At 62.7% G+C, this 15889-nt stretch carries 12 protein-coding genes, 3 tRNA genes and 1 pseudogene; 13 read left to right on the forward strand and 3 right to left on the reverse strand.

Features of this window, described 5'->3' with window-relative positions:
• Positions 1–58: 58 nt before the first annotated feature.
• A tRNA-Asp gene (locus tag VJR90_10855) sits at positions 59–135 on the forward strand.
• A gap of 83 nt (positions 136–218) precedes the next feature.
• On the forward strand, positions 219–2138 hold the full coding sequence (locus VJR90_10860) for a SurA N-terminal domain-containing protein (protein ID HKV97971.1): 1920 nt from the start codon (positions 219–221) through the stop codon (positions 2136–2138).
• 80 nt (positions 2139–2218) lie between these two features.
• Here VJR90_10860 and VJR90_10865 read toward each other — a convergent pair whose 3' ends face one another.
• From VJR90_10865 to gloB, 3 genes are read right to left on the reverse strand one after another with little or no spacing between them, the layout of a single operon-like run.
• On the reverse strand, positions 2219–3001 hold the full coding sequence (locus VJR90_10865) for an enoyl-ACP reductase (protein HKV97972.1): 783 nt from the start codon (positions 2999–3001) through the stop codon (positions 2219–2221).
• 52 nt (positions 3002–3053) lie between these two features.
• Positions 3054–4751 (reverse strand): LysM peptidoglycan-binding domain-containing protein, encoded by a 1698-nt coding sequence (locus tag VJR90_10870; protein HKV97973.1) that lies wholly within the window; start codon positions 4749–4751, stop codon positions 3054–3056.
• Positions 4752–4765: 14 nt separating this feature from the next.
• On the reverse strand, positions 4766–5536 hold the full coding sequence (gene gloB, locus VJR90_10875; protein ID HKV97974.1) for a hydroxyacylglutathione hydrolase: 771 nt from the start codon (positions 5534–5536) through the stop codon (positions 4766–4768).
• Between the two features lie 82 nt (positions 5537–5618).
• On the opposite strand from gloB, the gene VJR90_10880 reads away from it, so the two are divergent.
• The 11 genes and pseudogenes from VJR90_10880 to VJR90_10930 all read left to right on the forward strand — a co-directional run bounded on the left by VJR90_10880 (position 5619) and on the right by VJR90_10930 (position 15860).
• Positions 5619–6326 carry a methyltransferase domain-containing protein gene (locus VJR90_10880; GenBank protein HKV97975.1) on the forward strand — a complete coding sequence of 236 codons (708 nt, stop codon included), beginning with the start codon at positions 5619–5621 and terminating at the stop codon, positions 6324–6326.
• A gap of 4 nt (positions 6327–6330) precedes the next feature.
• Entirely contained in the window at positions 6331–6783 is a 453-nt protein-coding gene (gene rnhA, locus VJR90_10885; protein ID HKV97976.1) for a ribonuclease HI, read from the forward strand.
• Entirely contained in the window at positions 6780–7481 is a 702-nt protein-coding gene (gene dnaQ / locus VJR90_10890) for a DNA polymerase III subunit epsilon (GenBank protein ID HKV97977.1), read from the forward strand. Before rnhA ends, dnaQ begins: the two co-directional genes overlap by 4 nt.
• 24 nt (positions 7482–7505) lie before the next feature.
• Positions 7506–8963 carry a sodium/proton antiporter NhaB gene (gene nhaB, locus VJR90_10895; GenBank protein HKV97978.1) on the forward strand — a complete coding sequence of 486 codons (1458 nt, stop codon included), beginning with the start codon at positions 7506–7508 and terminating at the stop codon, positions 8961–8963.
• 73 nt (positions 8964–9036) lie between these two features.
• Positions 9037–9699 carry a hypothetical protein gene (locus tag VJR90_10900; protein HKV97979.1) on the forward strand — a complete coding sequence of 221 codons (663 nt, stop codon included), beginning with the start codon at positions 9037–9039 and terminating at the stop codon, positions 9697–9699.
• Positions 9700–9736: 37 nt separating this feature from the next.
• Positions 9737–10972 (forward strand): voltage-gated potassium channel protein, encoded by a 1236-nt coding sequence (kch, locus tag VJR90_10905; protein HKV97980.1) that lies wholly within the window; start codon positions 9737–9739, stop codon positions 10970–10972.
• A gap of 52 nt (positions 10973–11024) precedes the next feature.
• The gene (gene gltX, locus VJR90_10910) at positions 11025–12431 is read left to right on the forward strand and encodes a glutamate--tRNA ligase (protein HKV97981.1); all 1407 of its coding nucleotides are present in this window, start codon (positions 11025–11027) and stop codon (positions 12429–12431) included.
• A 58-nt stretch (positions 12432–12489) separates the two neighbouring features.
• Positions 12490–12565 (forward strand) — tRNA-Ala (locus VJR90_10915).
• A 354-nt stretch (positions 12566–12919) separates the two neighbouring features.
• Positions 12920–12995: transfer RNA gene (locus VJR90_10920), tRNA-Glu, on the forward strand.
• Positions 12996–13267: 272 nt separating this feature from the next.
• A pseudogene (locus VJR90_10925) lies at positions 13268–15151 on the forward strand (potassium transporter Kup).
• A gap of 76 nt (positions 15152–15227) precedes the next feature.
• A complete protein-coding gene (locus VJR90_10930; protein HKV97982.1) occupies positions 15228–15860 on the forward strand; it encodes a DedA family protein in 633 nt (210 codons plus the stop codon).
• Positions 15861–15889 lie beyond the last annotated feature (29 nt).

A 15889-nucleotide genomic window follows, 5' to 3' on the forward strand; every position in this document is an offset into this window, starting at 1 on the left:
GCGAGGGTCGGGGGTTCGAACCCCTCAGCACCCACCAGGCGCTGCGGAGTGCTGCTGCGGAGTGGTAGTTCAGCTGGTTAGAATACCGGCCTGTCACGCCGGGGGTCGCGGGTTCGAATCCCGTCCACTCCGCCATACCCAAGTCCTTTCCCAGGGCGCCCGCGTGGCGCCCTTTTCTGTTGGCCGGTGGAGTGTCCGGCGCCGAGGGTCGTGCAGCGATGGTCATACAGGCATTTCGCGACAATATCCCCAAATGGCTGACCGGCATCATCCTGGTGCTGATCATCGGTCCGTTCGCGCTCTGGGGCATCAATTCCTATTTTTCCGCCTCCACCGACACTTCGGTGGCCAAAGTTAACGGCAGCGAGATTTCCCCCCAGGATTTCCAGCAAGCCTACCAGAGGCGCTATGAACAGATGCAGCAACAGTTGGGCGCGGCCTTCAAGCCGGAGATGATCGACGAAAAGCAGCTGCGCCAGGAGGTGCTGCGCCAGCTCGTGAACAGTACCCTGCTCGACCAGCAGGTGGCCAAGCAGCATTACGCCATCGGCAATGCCGATCTGGTGGCGGCCGTACAGCAGATTCCCGCCTTTCAGGTGGACGGCAAATTCTCGACCCAGGCTTACCAGGCCACGCTGACCGCAAATGGGCTGACACCGGCGGCTTTCGAAGAGCGCGAACGCCAGGATCTGGTGGTAACGCAACTGCAAAATGCCGTCATGCTGAGTGCCTTCGCCACGCCGCAGCAGCTGGAGATCAACCAGCAGGTGCAGGGCGAGGAGCGCGAGATCGGCTACCTTACGATTGCGGCGGCCCCTTACCTGAAATCGGCCACGGTTTCCGGGCAGGAATTAGCCGCGTATTACCAGGCGCACGCCAAGGAATTCATGACGCCCGAGAAGCTCACGCTGGCATATGTGGAACTGGACGAGGCGCAATTGGCGAAGAGTGTGACCGCCACGGACGAGCAACTGCAGGCCCTGTATCAGCAGCAGCTTGCATCTTTCGGACAGGGGGCAGCGCGTGAAGCCCAGCACATTCTGATTGCAGTGGGCGGAAAGGACGCCAAAACGGATGCCGCCGCCAACGCCAAGGCGCAAGACATCCTGAAGCAGCTCAAGGCGGGTGCGGACTTTGCCACGCTGGCCAGGCAGTATTCGGACGATGCGGGTTCAGCCGCGAATGGCGGCAACCTGGGCTGGATTACCCGCGGCAGCACCGACAAGAGTTTCGAGGATGCGCTGTTCGGCATTGCCAAGGTCGGAGGCCTGGTGGGGCCGGTAAAACTTGCGGACGGCTACGACATCATCAAGCTGGATGGCATCCGTGCCCCCAGTACCAAGTCGTTTGCCGAGGTGCGCAGCCAGTTGCTGGCGCAATACCAGCAGAAGAAAGCGGATGACGAATACTTCGCGCTCGGCGATCAGCTCGCGAATCTGGCCTACGAGCACCCCGACTCGCTGCAGGCGGTGAGCAAGCAGCTCAATCTGCCGATTCAAACCGTGAACAATGTGACGCGCGACAACGGCAGCGGTATTGCCGCGGACCCCACAGTGCGCCAGAAGGCTTTCAGTGACGAAGTCCTGACCCAGGGCAACAACAGCGATCCGATAAAAATCGGCCCGAATCACGTGGTGGTGATCCGCGTACAAGGCCATGTGCCGAGCACGCCGGAGTCGCTGGCCGCGGTGCGCGACCGGATCAGCGCCATGCTCAAGCAGCAGCAGGCCATGCAGCAGGCACGCAAGGTTGCCGGCAAGGTGCAGGCCGCGCTCGATTCCGGTAAATCTGCGGCGCAGGTCGCCGCCAGTTTCCAGCTCAAATTCACCCCGGGCAAATTCGTGACGCGCAACGATGCGAGCGTGCCCGCAGCGGTGCTGAGCGCGGCGTTTGCAGCCCCGCCACCCGGCAACAAAGCACTCCGGGCCGGCGTGGTGACGCTCCCGGGAGGCGATCAGGCGGTGTTTGAAGTATCGGCGATGAAGACAGGCGGCGTGTCCGGCTGGGACAAGGCACAGCGCATTGCCGGGCTGCAGCAACTCATGCGTGCGAATGCACAGGCCGAGTTTTTTGCCTATCTTGAAACCTTGCGTCAGCACGCCAAGGTCAAGATTAATTCCGCAAACATCCAGGAATAAATCCACGGGTGCATGTGCACCGTGTGCGGTCAATGCCGGTCATGGCCATGTAGTTTGCAGACTAGTGTGGCGCGCGCCGCTCAATTCAAGTTCATGCCCACATGGCTGTAGCCGGCATCCACATAGAGGATTTCACCGGTGATGCCGGCCGCCATTTCGGAACACAGAAACGCCGCGGCGTTGCCGACGTCTTCGATCGTCACATTCCTGCGCAGCGGCGTCATGTTCTGTACATGTTCCAGAATGCTGCGGAAGCGCCCGATGCCGGCCGCCGCCAGAGTCTTGATGGGACCGGCCGAGATGCCGTTGACACGGATGCCTTCGGGCCCGAGAGCGTTGGCGAGAAAACGCACGTTGGCTTCCAGACTGGCCTTGGCCGGGCCCATGACGTTGTAGTTGGGAATCGCGCGTACCGCGCCGAGGTAAGTCAAGGTGAGGATGGCCGAGGGGTGTGCGCGCATCAGCGGCCGGGAGGCCTTGGCGAGCGCCGCCAGACTGTAGGCGCTGACGTCGTGGGCGATGCGGAACCCCTCGCGCGTGACCACGTCGGCATAGTTGCCGCTCAACTGCTCACGCGGTGCGAAAGCCACCGAATGCACCAGGATGTCGAGCGCACTCCATTGACGCTGCAGCGCCGCAAAGGCGGCGTCGATTTCGCCGTCGCTCGCCACATCCATGGGGAACACCAGCGTCGAGCCAAATTCCCGGGCCATGACCTCGACCCGTTCGCGCAGGCGCTCGCCCTGATAGGTAAACGCCAGCTCCGCGCCCTCGCGTTTGAAAGCGGCGGCTATGCCATAGGCTATGGAGCGCTCACTGGCCAGGCCGACAATCAGTGCGCGTTTTCCGGAAAGCAAAGCCATGCAAGTATCCTGCGGTAAGCTGAACGCCGGACCGGTGAGGAGCGCCTGCGGATCAACTGCTGGTGGACTGGTCGGTCACGTCCACGTACAGTTTCAGGCGTTCACCGGCATGCAGATAGTCTGCGGTGTTGATGCCATTCCAGCCGGCAATCTGCACCACGCTCACGTTGAAGCGCGCCGAGATCGAGGATAGCGAGTCGCCGCTGCGCACCCGGTAATACACCACGCGCTGGGTGTCAGGCGCGCCGGCCGGCAATTCATAGGCGGTATCCAGAACCTGCGCGTGTTGCTGGTGGATCGTCAATCTCTGACCAACGTGCAGCACGCTGTGCAGATTGAGCCCGTTCCATTGCGCCAATTGTGCAACCTTGACGCCGTAGCGGCGCGCAATCGTCGACAGCGATTCGCCGCTGTGTACATGGTGCACGATACGGCCGCCGGGCTCGTAGCGATCGCGGCCAGGGCCATGCCGGCGGGCCAAGCGGGCTTCCGCCACCAGCGTGGCGTCCGCCAAGGTCTTGCGTGCCACCGGGATGAGCAGCACCTGATGCACATGGAGGATGTTGCCGTGCAGGCCATTGAGCGTGCGAATCACCGCCACTGTGGTGTGATGGCGGCGCGCAATTGCCCCCAGCGTGTCGCCGGACTGCACGCGGTGCGTGGCCCATTGCACCCGGTCATGCGCCGGCAGGTGCGCGAATGCCGTTTCAAATTGAGTTTGCGTGTCGAGTGGTACCAGCAGGGTGGTTGGACCTGAAGGGTCGGTGGCCCAGCGGTTGAAGCCGGGATTCAGCAGATACATTTGCTGGGTGGTGATGCCGGCGAGTTTGGCGGCGGTCGCCAGATCAATCTGGCCGCCGACGTTCACCTGCGCGAGATAGGCCTGATTGGGAATCGCCGGCAGGGTCACGCCGAGGTGCCCGGACGTGGCGACCAGTTGGCAGATGGCCAGCAGCCTGGGCACATACGCGCGCGTTTCGGCCGGCAGGTCGAGGTGCCAGAAATCCGTCGGCAGGCCGCGGCGCGCGTTGTAATCAATGGCGCGCTGCACCGTGCCGCCGCCGGAGTTGTAGGCCGCCAGCGCCAGCAGCCAGTCATCGTGGAATTGGCCGTGCAGGTACTCGAGATAATCCAGCGCCGCGCGCGTCGAGGCCACCACGTCGCGGCGGCCGTCATACCACCAGTCCTGTTTGAGATCCCAGCTGCGTCCGGTGCCGGGAATGAACTGCCACAAGCCCGCAGCGCGACCGTTGGAATAGGCGAACGGATCGAAAGCGCTTTCCACCACCGGCAAGAGTGCGATGTCGAGCGGCATTTTGCGCGCTTCAACTTGCTGCACGATGTAATACAGATAAGGGCGCGCGCGATTGGCAACCCGCTCCAGGTACGCGCCGTGTTGTGCGTACCAACTCAGCTCGTTCTGTACCCGGCCATCGCCCTCAGCCGCCGACAGGCTGAAATGCTTGCCGAGGTAATCCCAGAGATCGGCATATTCGGTTTGCGCTGGCGTGATATTGAGGTTTTCCCACTCAATCAGCGGCGAGTTGTCGTTGAGATCCGGAATGGGAGTGCCGCTCACATTGACCGGCGTCGCCACGCTGCTGGCAGGCGGTGCAGCCGAGGTCACGGCCACGGCAGGCGGCGTGTGGCTGGCCGCCGCAACCGCGGGAGAGTGATTCATGGACGCACAACCGACGCCGGCCAAAGCCGAGGCGCACACCAGCAACAGCGAAATCGTGCGTCGGGTCATTGGCAGCAGTTCCTTCAGGTCAAGGTATCCTTCCAGCTTCGAATCACGGCAAACACCTCGATCTCGTCTGCGGGCGTATGTCCCGCATGTCCGGTCGCGGCGGCGATCACCGCGGGTTCACGGCAGCGCAAGAACGGGTTCACCTGCCGCTCGCGCACCAAATTTGAAGGCAACGTGGGCAGGTTTTGCCGGCGCCGCTGCGCGGCTTGTGCGGCGTATGTGCGTATCTCCCGGTTCTGCGGTTCGACCAGCTGCGCGAAGCGCAGGTTGGCCACGGTGTATTCATGTCCACAACACACGCTGGTTGCATCCGGCAATGCCGCAAGTTTGCCCAGAGATTGGCTCATTTGCGCTGCGCTGCCTTCGAACAGGCGACCGCAACCGGCGCTGAACAGCGTGTCGCCGCAGAATACTATATTGTGGCCGTGGTAGGCGATATGCCCGGCCGTGTGGCCGGGGATGTCGAGCACCTGGAAACGGGCCTGGAGCGCGGGAATTTCCGCGCATTGCCCCGCTTGCATCGGGTGATTTACCGCGGCGATGGACTCGCGGGCCGGTCCGTACACCGGACAGCCGTTGATTGCGGCCAGACGAGCGGCGCCGCTCATGTGGTCGGCGTGATGATGGGTAATGAAAATTGCCGCAAGGACCAAATGCCGGTCCGCAAGCGCCCGCAGTGCCGGACCGGGCTCGCCGGGATCCACCACGATAGCCGCCTGCTCGCCGGCCAGCAGCCAGATGTAATTGTCACGCAGTGCGGGCAGCGGTATCAGATTGAAGCGCATGCCGGCATGGTAACCAAGCCGGCCGCGGCCGCCAAACCGCACAGGCTTGTGCTAGTGTCCCGGCGGCCGGAGACAGATTGAAATGACGGACTGCAGCACGCTGAGGCGGCGGAATTCCTGGTTTGCGGAACGCACCGGTGCTTATCTGTTGCGCCAGGAGCGCGCTGTGTTGGCCGAAGCGCTGCCGACGATGTTTGGTTATTTTCTGGTGCAAGTGGGCATGTGGGGTCCGGCAGGGGGGTTGTTGCATGCCAGCCCGATCCGCGCGCAGTTCGTGCTGGCTCCGGAGCCCGACGCCGCGTTGCAGGTGCGCACCGAACCCGAGGCGTTGCCGCTGGCCACCGATGCGGTGGATGCCATGCTGTTGCCGCACACGTTGGAACACGCACGCGATCCGCACAGTGTCTTGCGCGAGGCGGAGCGGGTAATGGTCGGCGAAGCACACCTGGTCATTCTCGGATTTCACCCCTGGGGCTGCTGGGCATTGCAGCAGCGTGCAGGCGCTCCGACGCCATGGGCGGGACGCTACGTGGGTGTGCGACGCCTGCGTGAATGGCTGGCGGTGCTGGGGTTCGAGACCGTGCACGTGCGTCACTATCTCTTCCGTCCGCCGTTTGCGCGCGGTCTGCTGGTGCGCAGTGCATTTCTGGATCGCTGGCGCTGGCGCATCACCGCCGGCGCCTATATGCTGGTGGCACGCAAGCGTGTATTCGGCGTGACTCCGCTGCGCCTCAGACATGTCACGCCCAAACGCGCGTTCGTGGATGTGGCCAATCCAACGGCACGGTGACGGGATGGACTCGGTGGAAATCTATACGGACGGTGCGTGCCGCGGCAATCCCGGTCCGGGGGGCTGGGCGGCGGTTCTGCGCAGCGGCGCACACGAAAAAACCCTGCAGGGGAGCGCAGCGCAAACCACCAACAACCGCATGGAACTGACCGCGGCGCTGTCCGCATTGCAGGCGCTCACGCGCCCGGCAAGCGTCGTGGTGTACACGGATTCCAAGTACGTGCAGCAGGGGATCAGCGAGTGGCTGCCGTCGTGGCGCGCACGCGGCTGGAAGACCGCCGGCAAGAAGCCGGTCAAGAATCTCGACCTGTGGCAGGCGCTGCACCAGGCGACGACCGGACACGCGATCGAATGGCGCTGGGTACGCGGGCATGCCGGGAACCCGTACAACGAAATGGTGGACCAGCTGGCCAACGCGGCGATTGACGCAATGCTGGGCGCGGGGAGCAACGCATGAGACAGGTGGTTCTGGATACCGAGACCACCGGACTCGAGCCCGCCGAGGGACATCGCATCATCGAAATCGGGTGCGTGGAACTGCTTGATCGACGCGTCACGCAGCGCAACTTTCATCAATATATAAATCCGGAGCGCGGCGTGGATGCCGGCGCCGCCGAAATCCACAACCTGAGCGAGGAGTTTCTGACGGGCAAACCGCGGTTTGCGCAGATTGCCGCGGAGTTCCTCAAGTTTGTCGAGGGCGCGGAGCTGGTGATCCACAACGCGGCTTTCGACGTCGCGTTTCTCAACAGCGAATTGCGCCGGTTGGGTGACGCGCAGGCGGACATCACCCGCCAATGCCGCGTACTGGACACGCTGGAATTGGCGCGCGGGCTGCATCCCGGTCAGAAGAACAGCCTCGACGCCTTGTGCAAGCGTTATCACGTGGACAACAGCACGCGTGAATATCACGGCGCGTTGCTGGATGCGCAACTGCTGGCCGAGGTGTATCTGGCCATGACCGGCGGGCAAGCCAGCCTGTCGCTGGATGCGTCTGCCGGAAAATCCGGCACGCACGCCAGTACGCCGCTACCCGTGGATCGCACGGGGATTTCCCTGGCCGTGATTCATGCATCCGACCAGGAATTTCAGGCGCATCGTGACCGTCTTGCCGCCATCCGCAAGCGCAGCGGCAAGTGCCTGTGGACGGAGTGAATGCGTAGGCAGGGGCGCTGAGCCATGCGTGTGTGGCACAGCCTGCACGGCCTGTTTCTCGGTGCTGCGCCCGGCTGGTACAAGCTGTGTGTGCTCGCATTTCTGATTGTCAATCCGCTGGTGTTTTTCGCCGCCGGCGCGTTCACGGCCGGTTGGCTGCTGGTGGTGGAGTTCATCTTCACGCTCGCCATGGCCCTCAAATGCTATCCGCTGCAGGCCGGCGGATTGCTGGCGCTGGAAGCCGTGCTCATCGGCATGGCGGGTCCGAGCGCCGTGTATCAGGAGGTGGCGCACAACTTGCCGGTGCTGTTGCTGCTGATGTTCATGGTGGCCGGGATTTTCTTCATGCAAGATTTGCTGCTGGCGGTATTTACCCGGCTGTTGCTCGGCCTGCGACGCAAGTGGCTGTTGAGTTTGTGTTTTTGCCTGGTAGCGGCGTTTCTGGCCGCGTTTCTCGATGCCTTGACGGTAATTGCCGTGGTGATCACCGTCGTAGGCGGTTTTTACGCGGTGTATCAGCGCACGGCCGCATCCGGCGGGAGCCAGTTGGACCCGAAGGAGCTGGAGCAGTTCCGCGCGTTTTTGCGCAGCCTGATGATGCACGCGGCCGTGGGCACGACCCTGGGCGGCGTGTACACGCTCGTGGGTCAGCCGCAAAACCTGCTGGTCGGCGACATCATGGGCTGGAATTTCGGCGAGTTCGTGCGGCGCATGACGCCGGTGGCGCTGCCGGTGATTGCGGCCGGGTTGTGCCTGGTGGTGGTGCTGGAAAAATCGCGGCTGTTTGGTTACGGCGCGGCCCTACCCGACAGCGTGCGTCAAATACTGCATGTGCATGCGCGCACCGGTCTGGATCAGGACATGACACGCAAGCGCGTGATTATCGCGATCCAGGCCGTTGCCGGTTTGTTGTTGATAGTCGCGCTGGCGCTGCATCTCGCGGAAGTCGGGCTCATCGGCCTGGCGTTGCTTTTGACCGTGACGGCCTTTACCGGTGTCACCGAGGAGAAGCGCCTGGGTCAGGCATTTCACGAGGCCATGCCGTTTGCCGCCCTGCTGGTGGTGTTCTTCGCGGTGGTGGCGGTGATTCAGCAGGCCGATTTATTCACGCCGGTGATCAACTGGGTGCTGCATTTCGAGGGCCGCGCGCAACTGGCGCTGCTGTATGTGGCCAATGGCCTGCTGTCCGCGGTCAGCGACAACGTGTTTGTGGCTACGGTGTATATCAAGCAGGCGCAGGATGTGTTTTTAGCGCACCACATCAGCCGCGCGCAGTTCGAGTTGTTTGCCGTGGCCATCAACAGCGGCACCAATATTCCAAGCATCGCCACGCCCAATGGCCAAGCGGCCTTCCTGTTTCTGTTGACCTCGGGGGTGGCACCGCTGCTGCGGCTGTCCTATCTGCGCATGGTGTGGATGGCGCTGCCGTTCACCGTGGTTCTGACATCGGTGGGACTGCTGGCATTGGTATTTCTCGTGTGACGGTCGCGGATGGGCTAAACTGATGCGCCCCGGGCCCGCCAACGTCCACCGATCACGCTCAAAGAGGTGCGTCATGTCGAAGACAATTGCAGGACTGTGCAGCGCCTGTGTGATACTGATTTGGCCACTGGCGTGTGTCGCCCAACAGACGAGTCCCGCGCAGGGTCAGTCGCTGCAACCGAGCGTCGATCAGTCCTCGGCGCCAGCGCAGCCCGCGACGCCGCAGGATGTGTTCAGCTACAGTTATCTGCAGGTTGATCGTCTGTCCGAACAATCCTTTGCGTTCAACAGTCTGTCGGCGGGCAATGGCCTGCGATTCGCCTATGATTTTCCCGATCAGGTGTATCTGTTCGGCGAATGGAACTCAATGGATTTCGACCGTCTGCCCGGCAGCCACGATCTTGCGGGCCTGGGCGTCGGCGCCCATCAGCAGTACAACGCCTCGACATCCTTTTACGTGAACCTGTCGTATCTGCGCGATCAACTGAGCGGAAGTCTGGGCGGTGCCCGCGATTACTACTGGCGCCTGAGCTATGGTTTCCAGAGCCAGCTGTCGAGCTTTATCGGGCTGACAGCGGCGATTCTCACCGAGCGCAATACCGATTTCGGCCGCCGTCCGTTCGGCGAGCGGCTCGGCCTGATCTTTGGCGGCCGCACCGCGGCCCTGACGGTGTCCGCTGAACACACCAATAACGGCAACCGTCTGGAGGCCGCGCTCACCTGGTATTACAGGTAACCCTGTGCATTGATTCCGGCTCGCCCGGCCGCGCCGCATGAAACGTCCTGCTGATTTTGCCAAGCTTCCCGATGCGGGCCTGCCCGCACGCATGCAGCGCGTGTATGCGGGTTTGCGGCACGATCTGCATCTGGATTTGTGGTTCCCGCGGGCGCCGCTGGCTGTTGCGGTCGCGCTCTTTGGCCTGCTGAGGATTTCCCCGGAGATTCCCCGCGCCCTGGGCCTGCATCTGATCAATGCCGGCGGTACGGTGCAGTCCGCAGCGCTCATGCATTCGGTGGCGCACGGCGTACCCGCCATCGTGATCGGGGTATTTCTGATCATCATGGCCATCGGCCTGCAGTTGCGTTCGCGGCTCGCCTGGGTGATCGTGCTGCTGATTCTGGCCACGGATCTGGCGCTCGGCATCGCGGATTATTCCGCGACGTCGGGCTACATGCTGGCCGCCAACGCGATCCTGCTGGTGGCCACGCTCGCCGCGTATCGCAGTTTCCAGCGCAGCAGCGTGGCTGCCGGCACCTTGTTCGCGGTTACCAGCATCGCCTTGCTGTTGGCGTACGCGGTGTTCGGTAGCTATGAGCTGGGCGCGGAATTCAAGCCGCCGATCACCGATCTCGCAACCGCGCTGTATTTTTCCGTGGTCACCATGACCACCGTGGGTTACGGCGACATCACGCCGCAGACCATCGAAGCCAAACTGTTCGTCGTCTCGTTCATCATACTGGCGGTGGCCATATTTGCCGTATCCTTGGGAGCCATCCTGGTTCCGGTCATCAACGGGCGGATTGCCTCGCTTTTGCGGCCCGGGGAGCGAAAAATGCAGCGCAGCGACCATTACGTCATCGTCGGCAAGACGCCACTGGGTTACAACACCTGCAAAGAGTTGCGTGCGCGCGGCCAGCAAGTCACTTTCATCCACGACTCGACCGCTCGCGCGGAGACGGACATCGAACTCGACGTCGTGACCGGCAACCCTAGCGATCTGGATGTGCTGCGCCGTGCCGGCGCCGAACGCGCACGCGCCGTGCTGGCGCTGAGCGAGGACGACGCTGAAAACGCTTTCGTGGTGCTGGCCATGCGCGAGTTGGCGGAAAAGGTCAAGACCGTGGCCGTGGTGCATCACAGCCGCAACCTGGCCAGCGTCAAGCGCGTGCGCCCGGATCTCATCGTGTCGCCGCAGGTTCTGGGCGGCGAACTGCTGGCCATGGCCTTGAGCGGAGAAGACATCAATACCGATACCCTGCTGGACCAATTGCTGCATTTCCGCGCCTGAAGCAGCCGCCCGCGTGTAAAATGCGCACCCGGATTTACCTCCCGTACCCCGCATGACTGTCCGCACCCGCTTCGCTCCGAGTCCCACCGGCTACCTGCACATCGGCGGCGCGCGCACCGCACTGTTCTGCTGGCTGTACGCACGCCATCACGGCGGCACGTTCGTGCTGCGTATCGAGGACACGGATCGCGAGCGCTCCACGCCCGAGGCGGTGCAGGCCATTCTCGACGGCATGGCATGGCTGGAGCTCAGGCCTGATGAGGGCCCGTATTATCAGACGCGGCGCTTTGACCGCTATCGCGAGGTAGCCGCCCAGCTGCTGCAATCGGGGCACGCGTATCACTGCTATTGCACCAAGCAGGAACTCGAACAGATGCGCACCGAACAGCTGGCGCACAAGCGCAAGCCGCGCTACGACGGACGTTGCCGCGGGCGCCACGAGCCGCGCCCCGGTGTCGCACCGGTATTGCGCTTCAAGAATCCGCAGACCGGCCAGACGGTGGTGAATGATCTGGTACGTGGCCGGGTGGTATTCGACAACGCGGAACTCGATGATCTCATCATCCAGCGTTCGGACGGCGCGCCCACCTACAATTTCAGCGTGGTTGTAGACGACATGGACATGCGCATCACGCATGTGATCCGCGGCGACGATCATCTGAACAACACGCCGCGCCAAATCAACATCTTCAAGGCGCTGGGGGCGGAGTCGCCCGAGTATGCGCACCTGCCGATGATCCTGGGCCCGGATGGCGCCAAGCTTTCCAAGCGCCACGGTGCGGTGAGCGTGATGCAATACCGCGAGGACGGCTTTCTGTCCGCGGCACTGCTGAATTATCTGGTGCGTCTCGGCTGGTCACACGGCGACCAGGAAATCTTCACGCGTGAACAGATGATCGCGTATTTCGAGCTGGGCGACGTGAATCAGTCGGCCTCGGCCATCAATCCCGAAAAACTCCTGTGGCTGAACCAGCAGTACATCAAAAGCGCCGATCCGCAGCGGCTCGCGGCCGAGTTGCGCTGGCATCTGTCGCGACTGGGTATCGAGACCGATGATGCCGCCAAGCTGGCTGCCGTGGTGCGTGCCCAAGCGGAGCGCGTCAAGACGCTCAAGGAGATGGCGGAGCACAGCCGGTTCTTCTTCCAGAATTTTGCCGAATACGAACCAGGAGCGGCGCGCAAGCAGCTCACGGCCGAATCCCTGCCGGCACTCGAGGCGCTGCGCGCGCGGTTTGCCGCGCTCGGTGATTGGTCGGCCACGACCATTCACACAATTCTGGACGACATCGCTGCCGCGGCAGGCGGGAAGCTCGGCAAGGTTGCACAACCGCTGCGCGTCGCGGTATCCGGTGGCACTGTGTCGCCGCCCATAGACCTGACGCTGGAAATCCTCGGCCGTGATGTCACGCTGCGCCGACTGGATCGCGCGCTCGCCTGGATCAGGACGCCAAACGCCTGACGCAGCAGCGATTTGATTGACAGCCCGCATGGCAGGCCGGAAAATACGCGCCCCGCGTGGGGCTATAGCTCAGCTGGGAGAGCGCCTGCATGGCATGCAGGAGGTCGCCGGTTCGATCCCGGCTAGCTCCACCAGGATTGGAATCTTGGTTGGCACAGAACCATCCATGGTGCGAAGTCCGGAGCCGCCATCCACGGCGGCTCGTTCGTCGCGGTGCGACGAACCCTTGGCGCGCAGTCCGGCCCGGACATCCTGTCCGGGCACTCGGCGGGGCGAAGCAGTGCTTCGACGAGTAGCAGCAGATTTGACCTGCTCGTAGAAATGTTTGTGTGGAGGGTTAATTGACCGTCCATGGTGCGCCTACCGGCCGCGACGTCCCTGTCGCTGCACTCGGCGGGGCGAAGCGATGCTTCGCCTGATAGTCTGGTCGGGAGCGAGCTCACCACTTGCGTCGACTTATGGTGATTTCGGAGACGTTTTTCCGCCTCGTCCCCATCGTCTAGAGGCCCAGGACATCGCCCTTTCACGGCGGTAACGGGGGTTCGAATCCCCCTGGGGACGCCAATTGCCGCTTATGCCACCGCCCGCGGCCTGTTTGCAGCCGCACGGGAAACCGTGATTTTGAGCGCGCCTGGGTATTGGGCGTACAATGCGCGCCCGAAACCGTACAAAAATTGGCGCTAGCGCCGCAGAAATCTTCAGCAACGATCCATCGAGGTGTACCGGCTGGTGCTCGCATGAGACCGGCCGGTTGTGTTTTGGGTATGGCCGGACGGGCGAGGCGCTGAGTGAACAAGCCGGAATCATATAGCGTCAGCCACGGCCTGCGATCCGGCATCGCTAACGGCGACACCGCGGGCCGCAAGCGTTTGTTGGGCCTGAGTCTCGGCGCCTTGGGGGTGGTATACGGCGACATCGGTACCAGTCCGCTGTACGTAATGTCGAGTGCGTTTTCCGGCGGCTATGGACTCAGCATGACGCCGGAAAACGTGCTCGGCGTGGTGTCACTGGTACTTTGGACGCTGATCATCATCGTCTGCATCAAATACCAGGTGTTCGTCATGCGCGCCGACAACAAGGGCGAAGGCGGCATACTGGCGCTGCTGTCGTTGCTCGATCCCTGGCGCCTGCGGCGCAGCAAGCGCTCGCGCGTACTGGTCGCGATCGGGGTGTTCGGAGCCGCGCTGCTGTACGGGGACGGCATGCTCACGCCGGCGATTTCGGTGTTGAGCGCCATGGAAGGTCTGCAGGTCGCGACCCCGACGATCAGCCGCTCGGTGATCATCGCGGTCACCGTGATTGTGTTGTTGCTGCTATTTGTGTTCCAGAAGAACGGCACGCGACGCGTAGGTTTTGTATTCGGGCCGATCATGATGATCTGGTTTGTGGTCATCGGACTGCTGGGCCTGATTGCCATCATCCAGTATCCGGCGGTGCTGGTGGCCATAAATCCGGCGTATGCGCTGGATTTCATTTTCCATCACGGTTTCGCCGACATCGTGGTGCTGGGCGCAGTGTTTCTGTGCGTCACCGGTGCGGAAGCGCTGTATGCGGATGTCGGGCATTTCGGCAAGGCACCGATACGCTTTTCGTGGTTTTTCTATGTAATGCCGGCGCTGCTGCTGAATTACTTCGGCCAGGCCGCTGCGATTCTCGCGCATCCCGGCCAGACCGTGGCGCAGCCGTTCTACAATCTTGCGCCGTCCTGGTTCCTGTATCCCATGGTGGTGCTGGCCACGGCCGCCGCCGTGATTGCTTCGCAGGCGATCATCTCCGGTGCGTTCTCGCTCATGAGCCAGGCCATCCAGCTCGGACAGAGCCCGCGCCTGACCATTGTGCGCACCTCGGCGGACAAGGAAGGCCAGATTTACATTCCCTCGCTCAACTGGATACTGGGTATCGCCACGATCCTGATCGTGCTCGGATTCAAAAGCTCCGAACACCTCGCCGCGGCCTACGGCGTGGCGGTGAGTTCCACGATGCTGCTCACCACCATGCTGCTGTTTCTCGTCATGCGCGAGCACTGGCGCTGGCCCATGGCGGTGGTGGCGCCGATCATCGGCTGTTTTCTCATCGTGGATTTTGTCTACTTCCTCGCCAACATCTTCAAAATCTGGGATGGCGGCTGGTTTCCGCTGCTGGTCGGACTGGTGGGCTTCACCATCATGACCACCTGGGCCACCGGACGGCAGAATCTCATTGACCGGCTGCGCGCCAGTACCCAGCCGCTGGACGCTTTTCTGGATCATATCCGCAGTCTGCAGCCGGTGCGCGTGCCCGGTACCGGGATTTTCATGACTGCGCCCAATCTCGGCACGCCGCCCATGCTGCAGCATCACCTGGAGCACAATCAGGTGCTGCACGAGCAGGTGGTGCTGCTCACCGTGCTTACCGAGGACGTGCCGTTCGTGCATCCGCAGCGCCGCCTGCAGGTGGAGCGGCTGGAACTTGGCTTTTACCGCGTGCTTGCGCATTACGGCTTCATGCAGATTCCCAATGTGCCGCAGGCACTGCGGCGTGCGCGGGATTTTGGCCTCAACATTGACCCGGATACCACCACCTACTATATCGGTCGGGAAACGCTGGTGCCCACGCGCAACATGCCCACGATGATGGCGTGGCGCGAAAGGTTGTTCTCCTACATGTCGCGCAATGCCATCCGTGCCACCGACTTCTACCAGATTCCTCCGGACCGTACCGTGGAACTGGGCCTGCGGCTGCGGTTTGCGGAGATCCGGCCGTCGCGCATGACGCCGCCGCCACCCCCGCCGCCGCCGTCAAAATTGTGAGAGCCGGATGATCGCCAAACTGGTGGCGCTCGTCGCCGGCTTCATCGTCGCGACAATCTCGACGCTCGGTTACGGCGGCGTGGTGCTGCTCATGGCCATCGAGAGCGCCTGCATTCCGTTGCCCTCGGAAATCATCATGCCGTTCGCCGGCTACCTGGTATTCCGCGGCGAGCTGCACCTGTGGTTGGTGGCCTGTGCCGGAGGCCTGGGCTGCGTGCTGGGTTCGCTGGTGGCCTACTGGGTCGGCGCCTGGGGCGGGCGGCCGCTGGTGGAGAAGTACGGCCGCTATATATTGGTATCGCATCACGATCTGGATGTGGCCGACCGCTGGTTTCAGCGTCACGGCGACATCATCGTTTTCGTCGGCCGCTTGCTGCCGCTGGTGCGCACCTTCATTGCCTTTCCCGCGGGCGTGGCGCGCATGCCGCTGGTCAAGTTCATCGTCTATACCTTCATCGGTTCCTTCATCTGGTGCTGGGCGCTCGCCTGGATCGGTCTGCGCCTGGGCGAGCACTGGGATACGCTCGGCCCGTGGTTTCACCGCTTCGATACCGTGATCGTGGTGATCGTGGTGTTGGGCTTTCTCTGGTATGTGTGGAGGCATGTGCGCAACCTGCGCCGCCCGCGGGTTGACAGCTAGGACCTGAGAGTTAATAATTCTCCCTGCGC

Source organism: Gammaproteobacteria bacterium, from assembly GCA_035279405.1.
In the GTDB taxonomy this organism is placed as follows: Bacteria; Pseudomonadota; Gammaproteobacteria; order Natronospirales; family REEB76; genus REEB76.